We start from the raw sequence: 16,580 nt of genomic DNA, 5'->3' as shown, positions 1-16,580 counted from the left end.
ATGAAAACTATAAAAGGCCCCGCCATCTTCCTGGCCCAGTTCACAGGGGACGAAGCGCCGTTCAACACGCTGGAGAGCATCGCCGACTGGGCTTCCGGGCTTGGCTACAAGGGCTTGCAGATCCCCAGCAACGACACCCGGCTGTTCGATCTGGAAAAGGCCGCCGAAAGCCAGACCTACTGCGACGAAATCACCGGTATGCTGGCCGACAAGGGCCTCGCCATCACCGAGCTGTCGACGCACCTGCAAGGCCAGCTTGTCGCCGTTCATCCGGCCTATGACGTCCAGTTCGACGGCTTTGCCGCCCCGCATGTGCGCGGCAATCCCAAGGCGCGGCAGGAATGGGCCGTCGAGCAGATGAAGCTTGCCGCGATGGCCAGCCGCCGTCTTGGCCTGACCACGCAGGCGAGCTTCTCCGGTGCACTAGCATGGCCCTACTTCTACGCCTGGCCGCAGCGCCCGGCGGGTCTGGTCGAGGATGCCTTCGACGAACTGGCGCGGCGCTGGAAACCGATCCTCGATGTGTTCGACGAGAACGGCGTCGATATCGGCTTCGAACTGCATCCCGGCGAAGACCTGCACGACGGGGCGACTTTCGAGATGTTCCTCGATCGCGTCGGCAATCACCCGCGCGCCAACATTCTCTACGACCCTTCGCACTTCGTGCTGCAACAGCTCGATTATCTGGCTTTCCTCGACATCTACCACGAGCGCGTGAAGTGCTTCCATGTGAAGGATGCCGAGTTCCGCCCCAATGGCCGCGTCGGCGTCTACGGTGGCTACCAGAGCTGGGTGGACCGGCCGGGACGCTTTCGTTCGCTGGGCGATGGGCAGGTCGATTTCGGGCAGGTCTTCTCGAAGATGGCGCAATACGACTTCAATGGCTGGGCCGTGCTTGAATGGGAATGCGCGCTCAAGCACCCCGAGCAAGGCGCCGCAGAGGGAGCGCCGTTCATTGCAAATCACATCATCCGCGTCACCGAGCGGGCCTTCGACGATTTCGCCAGCAGCGGCAGCGACCGCGCTCTCAACGCGCGCCTGATGGGGATTGCTGCCAGCGTTTAGCCCAAAAGGACTACGCTGAAGTCGGATAACGATCCGCGGCGGCGCCTTGCCCTGCCGAGAGAGAACCTGTGTGCGCACGAGATCGCGATCTCGTCCGCATGCGAGAGGAGCTATGATCCATGAAACCGACCAGGAGAGAAGCACTTGGCCCGATGGCCGCCACCGGGCTCATAACAGGATCAGGGATCGAGGCTGCAACCAGGAAGCCGGCTCATTCGTCCGGCGGGCCCGCCGACGCGCCGGACTGGCGCCCCCTCTTCAACGGTCACGATCTTTCCGGCTGGACGTTTTTTTCAGAACGGCGTCGGCGCGACCGACCGCGACGACGCTGCCGTTGTCGAGCACGGTATCATTCATATCCTCGGTCCGAAGTTTCGAGGCCCGCTCAAGGCCGGCATGGGCTATCTGGCGACGGACCGCGAATACGCAGACTACCATCTCAGTCTCGAGTACCAGTGGGGTACGCGGCGCCATGACCCGCGCATGCTGTGGAAGCGAGACAGCGGAATTCTATATCACACGCCGATGGGGCCTGATTTCCTTTGGCCTGACTCGATCGAATACCAGATCATGGATCGCAATACCGGCGACGCGCTGCCCATCAATCACCGCGCGATCCAGGCGGTCTCGCTTGGCGGACTTCCATCCTGGCCTGAGGATTTGCCCGGAAACTCGCAATATGCCCCTCAAGCAAATGTTGGAGGCACTCTGCGGCAATGGATCAGGGCCGACGGTGCGTTTGACGAACTCGATGGATGGAACACCGTGGAAGTCATCGCCAAAGGCGATTCAGCAGCTCACATCGTCAATGGCCGAATTGTCACCGCCCTCTACGGCATGCAGCGACAGGACGCCATCGATAAGACCAAGTATGTCCGGCTCGACAAAGGCCGCATCCTGCTACAGATCGAGGCTGCAGAAATCATGTTCAGAAACATCAAGATCCGCTCGATCTAACCTATCGATTTCCGCTCGCCGCGACCCATTGCCTGCTTAAACCGAACGCCGAGCCCTTCCCACTAGATAGCACCGGGCCGGGGTTGGCGCATTCGGCTGGCTCGTTTCCTTTTTGGCGTCAGGCGACCTTCGCTTCGCCCAGTTCCCGCGCCACATCCTCGTTCATGGCAGCGGTCGCGCGCAGAATGATATCCTTCAGCCAGGTCATGCCCGGCAGCCCGTTGTTGCGCTTGTGCCAGACGAGATAGAGGGTCGCCTCGGGCATCTTGAACGGAAGGGGCTGGTAGCTGATCCAGTTCCGACGAAACGCATCGACCACGAGGCGCAAAGGCAACACTGCGAGCAACTCCGATTCTCGCAACATCGTCGTCGCGACCAGGAACTGGTTGACCACCAGCTTGACGGGGCGGCTCATCCCCCTCTCCTGCAGTGCGATATCGAATGGCGAGAGCGCGTCAGGCGCTCCCGAGAGATTGACCGCCAACTGCGGGTAACTGCACAGATCCTCAAGCGATATCTTGCGGTTCAGCATGGGATGGCCGCGCCTGCCGGCGACGACGTATTCCTCGGTCCACAAAGGCATTGCCTCAAGAACGCTCATTCGAGGCGGCTCGATGCTGACGGCAAAATCGACCTCGCCGCGCACGAGGCGCTCTGCAGTCAGATCCGGGTTATGCGGCAGGAAGGAGAGATTGACGCCTGGAGCTTCGGCAGAAATCAGCGTGTAGATGTGCGGCGTCATCAGCGCCGCTGAGAGGTCGACCATCGACATGCGGAACTCGACTTCGGTCACGCCCGGATCGAAAGTGCCGGGCCTTACCGACCTCTGCAATTGCGCAATAGCCGAATGGATCTCGGGCCAGAGCGCAAGCGCGCGCTGTGTAGGCTCGACGCCCCGCGCGGCTTTCACGAAGAGCATATCGTCGAACAGCTTGCGCAAGCGGTTGAGCGCATTGCTGACGGCCGACTGCGTGAGGCCAAGACGGTACGACGCGCGCGTCACATGGCGCTCGACCATGACCATGTCGAAAACGAGCAGGAGATTGAGGTCGATTCGACCCGAATCATCTTCTTGGACTTGCACCTGAGGCAAGGTTCTCTCCCAGTTTCGCCTGCCTTTTTGATCCCGGCAGGTCATCAGCCTGAGTGATGACGGTAATATAGATCACGACGTTGTTCAATGATCCTCACCTCCATATTCCGGTTTCCAGAACTGCAAACAAGCAAACGGGAGTGGATTGGTGTCGCACGACGTCGACGTTGCAATCATTGGATATGGGCCGGCGGGTGAAGTCCTTGCCTCGACCCTGGGTGAAGCCGGACTCAAGGTCCTTGTACTCGAACGCTGGCCGGAGCCTTACCCGCTGCCACGCCTCACCACACTTGACGGCGAGTGCTGCCGCGTCGTTCAGGCGACCAGCGCCGACGTCGATCTCGGCTTCCAGGAAAGCTGCGTTCAGGACGCTGCCCATTTCGTGGACACGGCGGGCGAGCCGATCATGCGTGTGCTCTATCCCGGACAGATGGGTGGCTGGCCGGCACGCGTTTCGATCTTCCAGCCCGATTTCGAACGCGGGATCGCCGACAAGGTCGCGACGATGCCCAATGTCGAGGTACGCCGGGGCTGGGAAGCGCTCAGCATCGAACAGGACGAAAATGGGGTCACGCTCGTGGCTGCACGCTTTGATGCCGAGATCGCAAGGCCGACCGAAGAGACCGAGACCTTCCGGGCCAAGTACTTGGTCGGCAGCGACGGAGCGCGCAGCTTCGTGCGCTCGGCGATGAACATCGAGGTCCGCGATTTCAACCTGCATGAGCGGTGGCTGAACTTCGACGCGGAGCTCAAGCGCCCCCTCCCCGAGGAATTCAACAAGCTTGCCATCTTCATGGATCCGGCGCGTCCGCACATGTACATGCCGATCGGTGAGCGCTACCTGCGTCTCGAGTTCCGTGTCATGGAAAACGAGACCGACGAAGAAGTCACGGTCCCTTCGGTCGCCTGGGAGTTCCTGACAAAGCAACACGGTCTCGGACCGGATGATGTGCGCATCATGCGCCAGATCGTTTACCACTACCACACGCGCCTTGCCGAAAAGTGGCGGGTTGGCCGGGTGTTCATCGCCGGCGACGCGGCCCACACCATGCCTCCCTACATGGGCCAGGGTGGATGTGCAGCGATCCGCGACGGACGCAATCTCGGCTGGAAGCTCGTCGAAGTGCTTGCCGGGCGCAGCGCCGAGGACCTGCTCGATACCTACGAAGTCGAGCGCAAGCCGCATGTGACGACCATTCTCATGGGCTCCGACATGCTTTCGCGCATCGTCAACATCGTCGATCCGGCAGAAGCGGAAAAGCGCAACGCCGGGATGCGCAAGGACGGCGATCGCCGCCCGCCCGATCTGCCCAACCTCACCGCCGGCATTCTTCATCGCGAGGCGGATGGCACTCTTGGCCCCGCAGCCGGCGCCAAGACGCCGCAGGGCATGGTCCGGCGCGGCGTGCGCTGGTGCCGAGGCGACAACCTGCTCGGCACCGGATTCCAGATCTGGGCGCGCAAGGACCTGGTCTCCTCCCTCGATCCCGAGAGCCGCGCCTGGCTGAAGGAGCACGATGTGAGCGTGGCAGTCTTCGACGATCCCTCCTCGCATGACGCGGTGCTCGATTGCGACGGCGTCTACCTCGAATTCCTGAACAGCCACGGCGTCGATCTCGCGATCATTCGCCCGGACTTCTTCTGCTTCGGCGGCGCTGCCCACGAGGCAGCCGCCTCGCTGATCGGCGATCTCGCCGCGCAGATGCACGCCCCCATCACTGCTCGGCTTCCCGAAGCCGCGGCCTGAACCGGACTACAGGACAGACACATGACTTACGTTGTTGGAGGTCTCGAACTCGAGCGGCCCTACCGCATCGAGCGACTGGGCCACTTCGGTTATCACACGCCCGATCTTTCCGGCACGATCCGCTTCCTAACCGAGGATCTCGGTCTGCTGCTGAGCGATGTCGACGACTTTACCAAGCGCGTTCCCGAGTTGCCCAAGGAGCACGCAACCGGCTATTTCGTGCGCTGCGCTCACGATCACCACACCCTGGTGATCGGCAGCCAGATGCTTGTCGACATCCGGGAACCTGCCCGCAAGGGCGCGCTGGTCAACCAGCTTTCCTGGCAGATCGGCAGCCTCCAGCAAGTGATCGACGGCGTCACCTATCTCGAGGAAAACGCCAAGATCCGCCGCATCGGGCGGGATTCGCCGGGTTCGAACTGGCATGCCTATGCCTATTGCCCCGATGGTTACGTCAACGAGATCTACTACGGCATGGAGCAGATCGGTTGGGATGGGCGCAGCAAGCCCTCCTCGATGTACGATCGCGCGTTCCACTCGCTGCCGCCGCTTCCCCAGATTTCCGAACATCAGGAAGTCGACGAGGCTCTGGCGCGCGAAGGCGAGCTGATCGGCTATCGCTACGATGACAAGCCCGAAGGTGCTTATGTCGTCGACGGCGTGCTGCTGGCTCAGCCTTTCAAGCTGACGCGTCTGGCCAGGGTCTGCCTGTTCGTCGAGAACCCGGAGGAAAGCCTCGCCTTCTACCGCGACGTGCTGGGTCTTTCGGTCACCAGCCGCAGTGAAGTCGCGGGCCAGCCTGCCATCTTCCTTCGTGCCGCAAGCGAGCATCATTCGCTCGCCCTGCTCTCGAACACGGTCAAGGAACAGTTCGGCATTGGCGCGGCCTGTTCGTTCACTGTCGCCAGCTACGAACAGCTCAAGGCAGCTTACGACTACCTTTCCAAGCGCGGAGTCGAGATCCTCGACCTTCCCGCTGAATTGTCGCCCGGCCTTCCTTACGGCTTCTGGGTCAAGGGCCCCGACGCAGTCGCGATCCAGATCGTCTACGGCACCGAGCGTTTCGATGCCGATGCGACAACGCCCCAGCCGATGGCGACGCTTCCCGCCACGATCCGCCACGGCGGCGCCAACTGGTATGAACCTCCTTTCCTGGGACCTCTGGGCTGATGCCATACATCGACGTACCCGACGCGCGCCTGCGCTATGACGTAACCGGCGACGGTCCCCTCCTCGTGTTCGTTCACGGGGCGGGTGCCAACTCCACCGTGTTCTTCCAGCAGGTTGAGCATTTCTCGAAGAACTACCGGGTCCTGTGCATGGATATGCGCGGGTTCGGTGGTTCGATCTGCAATGCAGAGACGTTCCACCAGCGCTGGTTTCCCGACGACCTCGCCCGCATCCTCGACAAGGAAGCAGACGGTCCCGTCGCGGCTGTCTGCCAGTCGATGGGTGCCTGGGCCGGTCTGCCGCTGGCAGTTCGGGAGCCTGACCGTTTCCGTGCGCTCGTCCTGTCCGGCTCCCCCACGCCTGCCTATGGCCCGCACCATGCCGCGCTGACCAACGTCTCGAATACCTTCAAGCGAGCAGGCAACGGCGAGAAGGTGGCGCCGACATCGCTCGGCTTCACGGAGCGTTTCGTCAGCGAACGACCCGACCTGATCGCGCTCTACCAGATCCTCGCGCGCCAGAACCAGAAGGTCGATACCTCGCACATCACCGATCCCGAACTGCGTCTCCTGCCTGAGCATTTCGAGGGCTACTCGGTTCCGACGCTGGTGATGAGCGGGCTCCAGAACAAGCTGCTGGGCGCCGAAACGCACAAGATCGCCGCGAGCTTCATTCCGGGATCCGAGGTCTACACTTTCCCGGACAGCGGCCATTCCTCCTATTTCGAGGAACCCGCACACTACAATCGCGTCGTCGAGACATTCATCCAGAAGCACGGCCACGTCCGCGAGATTCAGGAAGCCCAAGCATGATCACGAAACTGAGCCTGAGCCTCGATGATGCTCAGTTCCTGGCCGCAGCCGCCTGCAAGGCCTCCGAGTCCAAGGGCGGCAAGTTCCCGATCTCGGTCACGGTCGTCGATGCGAGCACTTACATGCAATCGGTCGCCCGAATGGATGGCGCTCCGTTGTTCAGCGCGGAAGGCTCGTTCGACAAGGCACGCAGTTCGGCAGAAGGCGGTCATCCGACCACTTTCTTCGAAAAGCCCCTCAACGAGGGCCGCTTCTCGATGGTGAAGCTCCCGCACACCCCGATCGAAGGCGGTCTTCCGATCCTGATCGAAGGCCAGTGCGTCGGCGCCGTCGGCGTTGCCGGCGCCCCCCCACACCTCGATGCTGAATTTGCCCAAGCCGCCATCGATGCGTTCCTGGAACGGGAGAAGAACAAGTGAGACTCGTAAGCTACAAGCAGGCCGGCAAGGCCAGCTGGGGCGCGCTGACCGCTGACGATCGCGTCGTCGATCTCGCCGACGTCGCCCCCACCCTTCGCGCCGCTCTCGAGGGCGACCTCGTTCCCGCCTCGATCGAAGGACGCGAACCGGGCCCGGCCATCGACGAGATCGAGCTGCTGCCGGTAGTGCCGGATCCCGACAAGATCCTGTGTGTCGGCATTGCCTACCATGCGCATCGCATCGAGACCGGCCGCGACGAAAGCGCAGCGCCGATCATCTTCACCCGCTTTGCCAACTCGCAGGTCGGCCACGGCTTGCCGCTGCTGCGGCCGCCGGAATCGGACCAGCTCGACTATGAAGGCGAAATCGCCGTCGTCATCGGCAAGGGCGGCCGGCGCATCGAGGCTGCCGATGCCTGGGATCACGTGGCTGGCTTTGCGCCTTACTGCGACGCCACGATCCGCGACTGGCAGCACAAGACTGGCCAATGGACACCCGGCAAGAACTTCGTCGGCACCGGCGGCTTCGGCCCCTGGCTCGTCACCCGCGATGAAATCCCCGACGGCAAGGTCCTGACCTTGGTCACGCGCCTCAACGGCGAGGAAGTACAGCGCACCACAACCGATCTGCTGATCTTCAGCATCCCCGAGATCATTGCGTTCTGCTCGACCTTCACCGAACTCTCGCCCGGTGACGTGATCGCCACGGGAACGCCGGGCGGCGTCGGCGGCAAGCGCAATCCCCCTCTCTGGATGAAGCCGGGCGATGTTCTCGAGGTCGAAGTCAGCGACGTCGGCACCTTGCGCCACCCCATCGAGGACGAAGTGTGATGAGCGAAACGGATGGCATCGTCGAGACCGTGAACCTTGCGGCCGAGGAAGGCCGCATGGGGTTCTACGACCGAGCGCGCGAGGAAAACCTCGCGCCGCTCTGGCGCGTGCTTCACGGGCTGGTTACCGCCGAGCCCAAGGTGACCGCCCTTCCCGCGCACTACTCCTATGACAAGGTCCGGCCCTACCTCATGGAAGCCTGCGACCTCATCGGCACCGAGGAAGCCGAGCGCCGCGTCATGGTGCTCGAGAACCCCGGGCTGCCGGGCCAGTCGCGGATCACACCGAGCCTGTTCTGCGGCCTGCAGATCATCCTGCCCGGCGAGATCGCACCTGCGCACCGCCATGTCGCCTCGGCGCTGCGCTTCATCGTCGAGGGCCGCGATGCCTATTCGGCGATCGCCGGCGAAAAGACCATGATGGAGGTCGGCGATTTCGTGATCACGCCCAGCATGACCTGGCACGATCACGGCAACGAGTCCGATGGTCCGATGGTCTGGATCGACGGTCTCGACATGCACATGGTGAACCTGTTCAGCGCCTCCTTCCGCGACAGCTATCCGGGCGCAACGCACCCGACGCTGAAGCCGCAGGGCGGAACGATGGCCGAGGTGGGATACAACATGATTCCCGAGGGCTACGAGCACGCTTCGCAGACCTCGCCGATCTTCAACTATTCCTATCGCCGCACGCGCGAGGCGCTCGACCAGCTTGCCCGCTTCCGCGAGCATGACGCCTGTCATGGCTTCCGCATGAACTACATCAATCCGCTGACGGGCAGCTCGGCCATGCCGACGATCTCGACAGCAATGCGCTTGCTGCCGAAGGGCTTCTCGTCGGTCCCGTACCGCTCGACCGCGGGCACCGTCTTCAACGTTGTCGAAGGCAAGGCAACTGTGCGGATCGGCGACCAGACCTTTTCCGTGGTCGCCAAGGACATCTTCGTCGTGCCGAGCTGGTTCCCCGTCCAGTTCGAAGCCGAGGAGGACACCGTGATGTTCAGCTATTCGGACCAGATCGCTCAAGCGAAGCTCGACTACTTCCGGGAGAAGCGTGGTAATGACTGATTTCGTTTTCGCCCCTGCCGCACCCGCAACCGTTCCGGTTGCAGGCAGCCAGCAGGTTTACCCGGTTCGCCGCATCTACTGCGTCGGCCGAAACTACCTCGACCACATTCGCGAAATGGGTCAGGACGAGCGTCAGCCGCCTTTCTTTTTTCAGAAGCCGACCGATTCCATAGTCCTCGACGGTGCAGCCGTTCGCTATCCGACCTCGACCCAGGACTTTCAGTTCGAGATCGAACTGGTGCTTGCGATCGGCAAGAGCGGCGCGGACATTTCGGTCGAGAACGCGGCCGAATATGTCTTCGGTGCCGCTGTCGGCATCGATTTCACGCGCCGCGATCTTCAGCTCAAGGCCCGAGATACCGGCCGTCCCTGGGAAGCCGGCAAGTCGTTCGACGAATCCGCCCCGATCTCAGCGATCGTTCCGCTTGAGAACGGCGAACTGCCCACGACCGGCGCGATCTCGCTCGATGTCAATGGCGAGCAGCGCCAGTCGGGCGATCTCGAGCAGCTGATCTGGAACTGCGCGGAAATCGTTTCGCAGCTTTCGAAGCAATACCGCCTCGAACCTGGCGACCTCATCTACACTGGTACTCCTGCCGGCGTCGGGCCGGTTCTGCCGGGAGACAAGATCGTGGGCCGCATTGCCGGCTTGCCAAATCTCAACGTTGCCGTCGTCTAGGGGGGCGATGGCAGCGGGGACGGGACCGGGCTATCAACTCCTCCCGGTAAAACGGTTCCGTCCCTTTCATTCTTGAAGAACGACCTGGAAATGCTCGACAGTTCTACCGCGATCGCCTGCGCCTTGCTCGCGGTCCTCATTTCCGGCCTCTCGAAGGGCGGCTTTGCCGGTATCGGGGCGCTCTCGATGCCGATCATGGTTCTCGCCAATCCGCCAGTGGAGAGCGCCGCCGTCCTGCTCCCGATCCTCATTGTCCAGGACATGGTGAGCGTCTGGTCGTTCCGCAAAACCTGGGATCGCACGGTCCTGGCAGTGATGATCCCGGGCATGACGCTTGGGGTCGTGATTGGCTACTTCTTTGCCGCAAGAGTCGCCGAAAGCGCTGTCCTTGCCACTGTCGGCGGCCTTTCGCTCCTGTTCGGTCTGCATCGTCTCTGGCAGGAGCGCGGCGGTGCCATCGTCCTTGCCTCCAATTCTCCCAAATGGCTTGGCACTGTGTTCGGGGTCGCATCGGGGTTCGGCAGCCAGATAGCCCATGCCGGCGCACCGCCCTTCCAGATGTGGGTGCTTCCCCGCAAACTGCCGCGCGATGAGCTCGTCGGCTCGAACGCGATCTGCTTTGCCTACATGAACTGGATCAAGGTGCCGGCGTACATTGCGCTGGGGCAGTTCACGCCTTCGGCGTTGAAGACATCACTGATGCTCATGCCGATCGCGCTTGCCGCTACCATTGGCGGTGTCTTCCTGATCCGGGCCATCGACGCGCAGAAATTCTATAAGATCATTTACATCCTGATGGTCCTGATCGGCGCCAAGCTGCTTTGGAACGGCATTTTCTGATACCCAGAAAGCGAATTTCACGGCCATCTCCGCCAGCGCATCCACCCGAGGCGGGCTTGCAAATTCCGACACCTTACTTCAACTGGTTTCGGGAGAAAGCTGATCGGATGTCGAGCATACAATCGGTTCAGACACGGGTGAGAGTAAGCAGTTCGCCAAGCGAGAATTTTCGTCCATTTGCTGACGCTGTCGACATCAAGCTGTCGAGCCGGGGCTCGCGATGGGACGATTCGCTTATGGCCGAACTGGCTGTCGTTGCGCCTGCGGAAATGCGCGATTGCTATGTCGAGCAGACAACGATCGTTCAGCCCCTTTCCGATGATGACATTGACGTCGGGCGGCTTGAATCCAGGAGCCATTACGAGACCGGATCGATCCGGAACATCGTGCATATCGACCCGCCTGGACTGCTGACGGGCGCACGATGGACCGAGCAGCTCACGGTGCTGTTCATGATGCCGTCCGAGCTCACGTTCCAACGCGTGATGAATGAGGCAAAGGCACCTGCCAGCAGCTTCGAATTGATGCGCGCAAGCTATGTGCCCGACCAGCAGATCAGGCAGATCGGCCTTGCCGTTCTCAGCGAATGCCAAAGTGGCTTTCCTTCCGGGCGGCTCTACGGCGAGGCTTTGGCGATGGCACTCGCAGCGCGCCTCACGAGTTGCTATTCGAACACCGTCCTCGACACGCTGGAAGATGGCCGCGGGCTTCCTCTCTGGCGACTACGAAAGGTGACCGACTTCATCGAGGACAACCTCGATGCGGATCTTTCGCTTGGAGACCTCGCTGCAATTGCAGGTTTCAGTGAGTACCATTTCAGCCGCATGTTCAAGGCTCGAACCGGCCAGACACCCCACCGCTACGTCATGGAGCGCCGTGTCGCGAAAGCCAGGGAATTACTTGCCCGCGGCAAGACGCCGATCAAGGAAATCAGCGCCAGCCTTGGGTTTGCCGATCAAGCCCACCTGACTCAGGTCTTCAAGCGCCTGACAGGCATTACACCGAAGCGCTACCGAGAGCAGCTTCAATAGCGGGCAAGCCGAAGGTCATCCGCCGCTCCCCATTATCTGCCACTATGAAAGGCGCTGATGGCAATTGCGCGCTCAAATCAAACTCGGTTAGCGCCACCCACCGCACAATCCCGGTGACGCGACGCGCCTTCTTGATGAAGCCAACGAATGCCTGCTGGCCAGCCTTGAGCTTGCGGACATAGGTCAGTTGGAGCGGCCCTGACCTCCAGTGCATCACATCACCCTTCCGCACTGGCTTGAACTTAGCCTTCGCCGCGTAGGCGATCTGGTGAGCACCGATTTTTACGTGGGTGATGTAGAGCATCTCGTACTCGTCATCCGGCGGAGGCGCATCACCGAGAATCGTCGTGAAACTCAATGGCGTCAGCGCTTCCGGTGTCTGCTCGATCGCCTTGATGATCCCTAGATCGTCGGCGGCTTTGAACAGGTCCTCCCCCGAAATCCGGGTATCCGGCGCTTCCGCGCGGCACATCACCCAATCCACGAGGTCAGCGCCGCGCGCGTAGCGCGCCATTTTCCTTGCGTGATCCGGATCGTTCCTGGGGTTGCTAGTGGCTACAATCGGTTCGATCTTCTTTCTACGGGCCCGCAGTTCGAAGCCAACCTCCGCTGCGCTTGCCCAAGCGAACAGAGTGTAGAAGTCGCGCCAGGCAGCTGCGGTCTCCGCGACCGACCCGATGTCCTGGGCGGTGGTGAGATTGATCGTTGCAATCGAAGTGCGGCCCGTGGCTCGAAGATCGATCCGAATCCGGAAGAGCGAAGTGCGAAATTCGAGAACGAGGCGGTCTGGCCCCACGATTTCCGAAGGAGCGGTAAAAATATCGCCTGGAAATGTCAGCGTCTCGTCGCTCGTCGATCTCTTCACCTTGACCACGCCTCGATCGAAACGGGAAGGCTTGATCTCGAGGAGAGCATTTTCGGCGCTCAACTTGCCAAGAGACACCGGGATATCGAACCGAGTGTCGAATTTCTCAGCTTCGATGAGCTTCAGCGGCCGAAGGCCCAGGAAGCCGTCGACAATATCCTCGTGGCTCGTCGTCTCGAATACGGTCTGAAGGCTCATTTGACCTTTCTCATAACCGAGAGTGCCGAGAAGCGTTTGTTTGGCAGTTCCATAGGCCACCATACCATCCGGGATACCGGCTTCGACAGCACGCCGAAACGCAGCTCCGCTGAAATCTGTTGCAGGAACGCTCCATTTGGAGATCGATGCCTGGAACATGATTTCGCCGGCCGACTTTCCTTCACTGTGTGCCTTGCGCAGCCGCTTGAGGATTTCGGCCAGGAATCCCCCGGTGATGTGAATGATGCGCATGCCGACAAAAGCAAGGCTCGGATCATCGACTTCAAGGACAACGATGTAGGCAGGCCGGCTGTCACTGACGATGTTGTACAAGGTTCCGAGATTGAGGCTGACACTGTCGTTGCCGACCCAGACCGTCTTGAGCTGGACGTGACATACCAGCGGCGCTGGTCGTCTGTCGAGCAAACCGCCGGATGAAATTGGCCAGGTGACGACAAGATCTCAACCGGTCCTGTCCCTGTCCGGCTTCGCCGGCTTCAACTTTGCGTCGAGGCAGAGTTCCGGGAACCGCGCTTCGCCTTTCGCGCCCAGTTCATCGGAATTGAGGGGTCGGATTTCAAGCATGGCGTGTGCATGCACGCTTCGACTGGTGCACAGCAAGTCGGCCAATCGAAAGGAGATGTCGCCAGGCACACTTTTCGACAGCTGGGCGCCATATTCGTCGCCTTGAGCGGTTTCCGATTCGATTGCATCGGCTCGACCGCTCTAAGTTTGTGGTTTGCCGCATTTTCCGAGTCATCAGGTGATTCCACCTGATTGGAAAATGCTCTTGAGAGTACAGAAACGCTCAAGCATCAAAGGCTCGCCTTGATAAACTTGATCGGCTTTATCGAAACAAGGCAGCTCTAGTCCCGACCGCCGGGACGTGGGACTGCTTCCTGGCCCATGCCAGTACCGGCGCCTATTTCGGAGCCGACTTGGCTATCTGAAGCTCGGTGCGCATCCGCGCGTGCGCCGACAAGTCGCGCCGGTCCGAAACCCTTCGACGGCACTGCCTGGACCGGTCCGGAACGGCTGCGCCGTTCCAACAACCGCAGCGGCTGCGACTTTCGCAGATTTTCACAAAAGCGAGCAGGGATTCCCAAGAAAGCCGACATCCTCGACTTTATACAGCATGCTTCAGTCAACGATGCCGACGGACATCCCGCGTCCTGAGCGTAACAACAGAAAATTCATTGAGGAGAGGGTCGTGTCCGGACGGTCGCACAATGCGCGGCACGCCTATTATGGCGAGATCGCAAAGCACAATCTGGCTCCCTTGTGGGAGTCGTTGCACGCCCTGGTCCCGAACGCGCCCCGCCCGCGCGCACTCGCTGCCCACTGGCGCTACTCGGACCTTCGCGACTATGTGATGGAGGCCGGAGATCTGATCACCGCGGCGGAAGCGGTGAGACGCGTCCTTATCCTCGAAAACCCTGGCCTGCCCGGAACTTCAAGCATCACCTCCAACCTCTACGCCGGCCTCCAGCTCATCCTCCCAGGCGAAATCGCCCCCAGCCACCGCCACACCCAATCCGCGCTACGCTTCATCGTAGAGGGCAAGGGGGCATGGACGGCTGTCGACGGCGAGCGCACCACGATGACCCCGGGCGACTTCATCATCACGCCTTCCTGGACGTGGCACGACCATGGCAACCCAAGCCTCGAGGAAGGCGGCGAACCCGTCGTCTGGCTGGATGGTCTCGACATTCCGCTTGTCCAGCAGCTCGATGCAGGGTTTGCCGAGAACTACCCGGCCGACGTCCAGCCGATCAGCCGGCCGGAAGGCGACAGTTTTGCCCGTTACGGTCAGAACATGCTGCCCGTCCGGCATGAGATAACGACCGGAAACTCGCCGATCTTCAACTATCCCTACGAGCGGACTCGCGAAGCGCTCCACACGCTCGGCCAAACCAGCCCTCTCGATGAATGGGACGGTTTCAAGCTGCGCTATGTGAACCCTGCAACCGGGGGTTTTCCGATCCCGACGATGGCGACCTTCATGCAGCTCTTGCCCAAGGGTTTCCGGGGGAAGAGCTCCAGATCGACGGAATCGACGGTCTTCAGCGTGGTCGAGGGTCACGGGAAGGTCCAGATCGGGAGCGAGGTCTTCGCCTTTGCACCGCACGATCTCTTCGTCGCGCCCTCGTGGGAACCCGTCCGCTTCGAGGCCGACGAAGACGCGGTCCTCTTCAGCTACTCCAACCGCCCGGTGCTCGCCGGCGTCGGACTGCTTCGCGAAGAGCGCGCATAACCATCAGACAAGGCGAACCTCGGCTCTATCGGGCCGAAGCACACACCGACACCCATGCCAATCGAGGAACCCGCTTTCATGACCTTCGTATTTCCGCCCGAAGCTCCCGTCGCTGTTCCGGTCGTCGGATCCGATGACGCCATTGCAGTTCGCCGCGTCTACTGCGTTGGGCGCAATTATGCCGCTCACGCCCGCGAAATGGGGTTCGATCCCGACCGCGATCCGCCCTTCTTCTTCTGCAAGCCGAACAACTCGGTCGTGCCGGTGGGCTACGACGATATCCTGACGCTCGCCTATCCGGCCGAGACCGACAACTACCACTACGAGGCAGAACTCGTCGCCGTCATCGGCAAGACCGGCTCGGATATCGCGACCGAACAGGCTCTCGAGCATGTCTGGGGATATGCCGTCGGCCTCGACATGACCCGCCGCGATCTCCAGATGAAAATGCGCGAAATGGGGCGCCCCTGGGAAATCGGCAAATCCTTCGACTTCTCGGCTCCGATCGGCCCGATCCATCCGGCTGCGGACGTCGCCGATATCGAAGCTGCGGAAATCTGGCTCCAGATCGATGGCGCGGACAAGCAGCGCAGCAATGTCAGCCATCTCATCTGGTCGGTTGCCGAGACTGTTTCCTATCTTTCACGTTATTTCCAGCTTGAACCTGGCGATCTCATCTATACCGGAACACCGGAAGGCGTCGGTCCCGTCAAGGCAGGCGAGACGATGAAAGTCGGTGTCGAACGCCTTGGGGAACTTACCGTCAACGTCGTGTGAGGGTGCGCGCCATGGACCTCTTCAGCTTCTTCAACAGTTCTACATCGTACCGGGTGCGCATAGCTCTCGCCCTCAAGGGCGTAGGTTTTGACTACCACGGGATCAACATCAGGACTGGCGAGCACCGCGAAGCCGCGTTCGTGGCGGAGCACAATCCTTCCGCCAGCGTGCCTGCCATCGAGGAAGGCGGATTTCGCCTCGGACAATCGTTGGCGATCATCGATTGGCTCGATGCACGCTTTCCCGAGCCTCGCCTTATCCCGCCTGAAAGCGACCACCGCGCGCGCGTGCTGGAGCTATCCTACGCGATCGCCTGCGACATTCATCCGGTCAACAACCTGCGCGTCCTGAACTATCTGACGAAGAACATGCAGGTCCCTGCTGCCGGAAAGGCCGAGTGGTACGGGCACTGGATCGCAGAAGGAATGGCCGCAGTCGAACGCCTGCTCCTGCGGGCCGGTAGCGAGTTTCCGGGAGCATGGTCGGTCGGCGACGAGCCGACCATGGCGGATTGCTGCCTGATCCCGCAGCTGGCCAACGCGCGGCGCATGGGCTGCGACCTTTCTGCCTACACGAGGGCAACCGCCATCTATGAGGCGGCGATCGAGCACCCTGCCTTCATTGCCGCTGCGCCGGAAAACCAGCCGGACTTCGCGCCCTAGCCCCGCGCCCATCCAATACGGATCTCACGTTCAATGCGCGGGCATATGCCCGTCGCAGCCCCGCGCCTGCGCCGTCCAGACGGCTCATTTTTCGAACTCCGGAAGAAAACAACA

The 16,580-nt window shown here is 61.3% G+C and carries 16 protein-coding genes; 14 read left to right on the top strand and 2 right to left on the bottom strand.

Annotation, left to right across the window (positions count from 1 at the left end):
* Positions 1-1,065: a sugar phosphate isomerase/epimerase gene (locus CA833_RS19640; RefSeq protein WP_207080874.1), complete on the top strand. Its 1,065-nt coding sequence runs from the start codon at positions 1-3 to the stop codon at positions 1,063-1,065.
* Between the two features lie 348 nt (positions 1,066-1,413).
* Entirely contained in the window at positions 1,414-2,022 is a 609-nt protein-coding gene (locus tag CA833_RS19635; RefSeq protein WP_370584616.1) for a DUF1080 domain-containing protein, read from the top strand.
* Between the two features lie 118 nt (positions 2,023-2,140).
* Here CA833_RS19635 and CA833_RS19630 read toward each other — a convergent pair whose 3' ends face one another.
* Positions 2,141-3,160 (bottom strand): LysR family transcriptional regulator, encoded by a 1,020-nt coding sequence (locus tag CA833_RS19630; RefSeq protein WP_255535888.1) that lies wholly within the window; start codon positions 3,158-3,160, stop codon positions 2,141-2,143.
* 103 nt (positions 3,161-3,263) lie between these two features.
* Between CA833_RS19630 and CA833_RS19625 the strand changes: the two genes are divergently transcribed.
* From CA833_RS19625 to CA833_RS19585, 9 genes are all read left to right on the top strand, one after another.
* Positions 3,264-4,862, top strand: a complete 1,599-nt coding sequence (locus CA833_RS19625; RefSeq protein ID WP_207080872.1) for a bifunctional 3-(3-hydroxy-phenyl)propionate/3-hydroxycinnamic acid hydroxylase — start codon at positions 3,264-3,266, stop codon at positions 4,860-4,862.
* A gap of 21 nt (positions 4,863-4,883) precedes the next feature.
* Entirely contained in the window at positions 4,884-6,032 is a 1,149-nt protein-coding gene (locus tag CA833_RS19620) for a VOC family protein (RefSeq protein WP_207080871.1), read from the top strand.
* Positions 6,032-6,844, top strand: a complete 813-nt coding sequence (locus CA833_RS19615) for an alpha/beta fold hydrolase (protein WP_207080870.1) — start codon at positions 6,032-6,034, stop codon at positions 6,842-6,844. Before CA833_RS19620 ends, CA833_RS19615 begins: the two co-directional genes overlap by 1 nt.
* The gene (locus tag CA833_RS19610; protein WP_207080869.1) at positions 6,841-7,263 is read left to right on the top strand and encodes a heme-binding protein; all 423 of its coding nucleotides are present in this window, start codon (positions 6,841-6,843) and stop codon (positions 7,261-7,263) included. Before CA833_RS19615 ends, CA833_RS19610 begins: the two co-directional genes overlap by 4 nt.
* Positions 7,260-8,093, top strand: a complete 834-nt coding sequence (locus tag CA833_RS19605) for a fumarylacetoacetate hydrolase family protein (RefSeq protein WP_207080868.1) — start codon at positions 7,260-7,262, stop codon at positions 8,091-8,093. Before CA833_RS19610 ends, CA833_RS19605 begins: the two co-directional genes overlap by 4 nt.
* Entirely contained in the window at positions 8,093-9,160 is a 1,068-nt protein-coding gene (gtdA, locus tag CA833_RS19600; protein ID WP_207080867.1) for a gentisate 1,2-dioxygenase, read from the top strand. Before CA833_RS19605 ends, gtdA (CA833_RS19600) begins: the two co-directional genes overlap by 1 nt.
* Complete coding sequence (locus CA833_RS19595; RefSeq protein WP_207080866.1) at positions 9,153-9,839, top strand: fumarylacetoacetate hydrolase family protein; 687 nt, start codon at positions 9,153-9,155, stop codon at positions 9,837-9,839. The genes gtdA (CA833_RS19600) and CA833_RS19595 overlap by 8 nt, the downstream gene beginning before the upstream one ends.
* A 90-nt stretch (positions 9,840-9,929) precedes the next feature.
* Entirely contained in the window at positions 9,930-10,679 is a 750-nt protein-coding gene (locus CA833_RS19590) for a sulfite exporter TauE/SafE family protein (RefSeq protein ID WP_207080865.1), read from the top strand.
* A gap of 236 nt (positions 10,680-10,915) precedes the next feature.
* Positions 10,916-11,710, top strand: coding sequence for a helix-turn-helix domain-containing protein (locus CA833_RS19585; protein ID WP_207080864.1), 795 nt, complete (start codon positions 10,916-10,918; stop codon positions 11,708-11,710).
* Here the strand turns inward: CA833_RS19585 and CA833_RS19580 are convergent.
* A complete protein-coding gene (locus CA833_RS19580) occupies positions 11,676-13,199 on the bottom strand; it encodes a hypothetical protein (RefSeq protein WP_207080863.1) in 1,524 nt (507 codons plus the stop codon). The genes CA833_RS19585 and CA833_RS19580 overlap by 35 nt on opposite strands.
* A 724-nt stretch (positions 13,200-13,923) precedes the next feature.
* Here CA833_RS19580 and gtdA (CA833_RS19575) point away from each other — a divergent pair.
* The 3 genes from gtdA (CA833_RS19575) (at position 13,924) to maiA (ending at position 16,466) form a co-directional block, all read left to right on the top strand.
* The gene (gene gtdA, locus CA833_RS19575) at positions 13,924-15,027 is read left to right on the top strand and encodes a gentisate 1,2-dioxygenase (protein ID WP_207080862.1); all 1,104 of its coding nucleotides are present in this window, start codon (positions 13,924-13,926) and stop codon (positions 15,025-15,027) included.
* 78 nt (positions 15,028-15,105) lie between these two features.
* Positions 15,106-15,804, top strand: coding sequence for a fumarylacetoacetate hydrolase family protein (locus CA833_RS19570; RefSeq protein ID WP_207080861.1), 699 nt, complete (start codon positions 15,106-15,108; stop codon positions 15,802-15,804).
* A gap of 11 nt (positions 15,805-15,815) precedes the next feature.
* Positions 15,816-16,466, top strand: coding sequence for a maleylacetoacetate isomerase (gene maiA, locus CA833_RS19565; RefSeq protein ID WP_207080860.1), 651 nt, complete (start codon positions 15,816-15,818; stop codon positions 16,464-16,466).
* Positions 16,467-16,580 lie beyond the last annotated feature (114 nt).

Source organism: Novosphingobium sp. KA1, assembly GCF_017309955.1.
Lineage (GTDB): Bacteria > Pseudomonadota > Alphaproteobacteria > Sphingomonadales > Sphingomonadaceae > Novosphingobium.
The sequence above is the reverse complement of the archived record's forward strand: the minus strand, read 5'-3'. Positions and strand labels throughout refer to the sequence as shown.

Bases quoted from the DNA above. Each gene is read 5' to 3' on its own strand.
- CA833_RS19640 (WP_207080874.1), top strand. From the start codon at position 1: ATGAAAACTATAAAAGGCCCCGCCATCTTCCTGGCCCAGTTCACAGGG.
- CA833_RS19630 (WP_255535888.1), bottom strand. From the start codon at position 3,160: ATGACCTGCCGGGATCAAAAAGGCAGGCGAAACTGGGAGAGAACCTTG.
- CA833_RS19620 (WP_207080871.1), top strand. From the start codon at position 4,884: ATGACTTACGTTGTTGGAGGTCTCGAACTCGAGCGGCCCTACCGCATC.
- CA833_RS19615 (WP_207080870.1), top strand. From the start codon at position 6,032: ATGCCATACATCGACGTACCCGACGCGCGCCTGCGCTATGACGTAACC.
- CA833_RS19610 (WP_207080869.1), top strand. From the start codon at position 6,841: ATGATCACGAAACTGAGCCTGAGCCTCGATGATGCTCAGTTCCTGGCC.
- gtdA (WP_207080867.1), top strand. From the start codon at position 8,093: ATGAGCGAAACGGATGGCATCGTCGAGACCGTGAACCTTGCGGCCGAG.
- CA833_RS19595 (WP_207080866.1), top strand. From the start codon at position 9,153: ATGACTGATTTCGTTTTCGCCCCTGCCGCACCCGCAACCGTTCCGGTT.
- CA833_RS19590 (WP_207080865.1), top strand. From the start codon at position 9,930: ATGCTCGACAGTTCTACCGCGATCGCCTGCGCCTTGCTCGCGGTCCTC.
- CA833_RS19585 (WP_207080864.1), top strand. From the start codon at position 10,916: ATGGCCGAACTGGCTGTCGTTGCGCCTGCGGAAATGCGCGATTGCTAT.
- gtdA (WP_207080862.1), top strand. From the start codon at position 13,924: ATGCCGACGGACATCCCGCGTCCTGAGCGTAACAACAGAAAATTCATT.
- CA833_RS19570 (WP_207080861.1), top strand. From the start codon at position 15,106: ATGACCTTCGTATTTCCGCCCGAAGCTCCCGTCGCTGTTCCGGTCGTC.
- maiA (WP_207080860.1), top strand. From the start codon at position 15,816: ATGGACCTCTTCAGCTTCTTCAACAGTTCTACATCGTACCGGGTGCGC.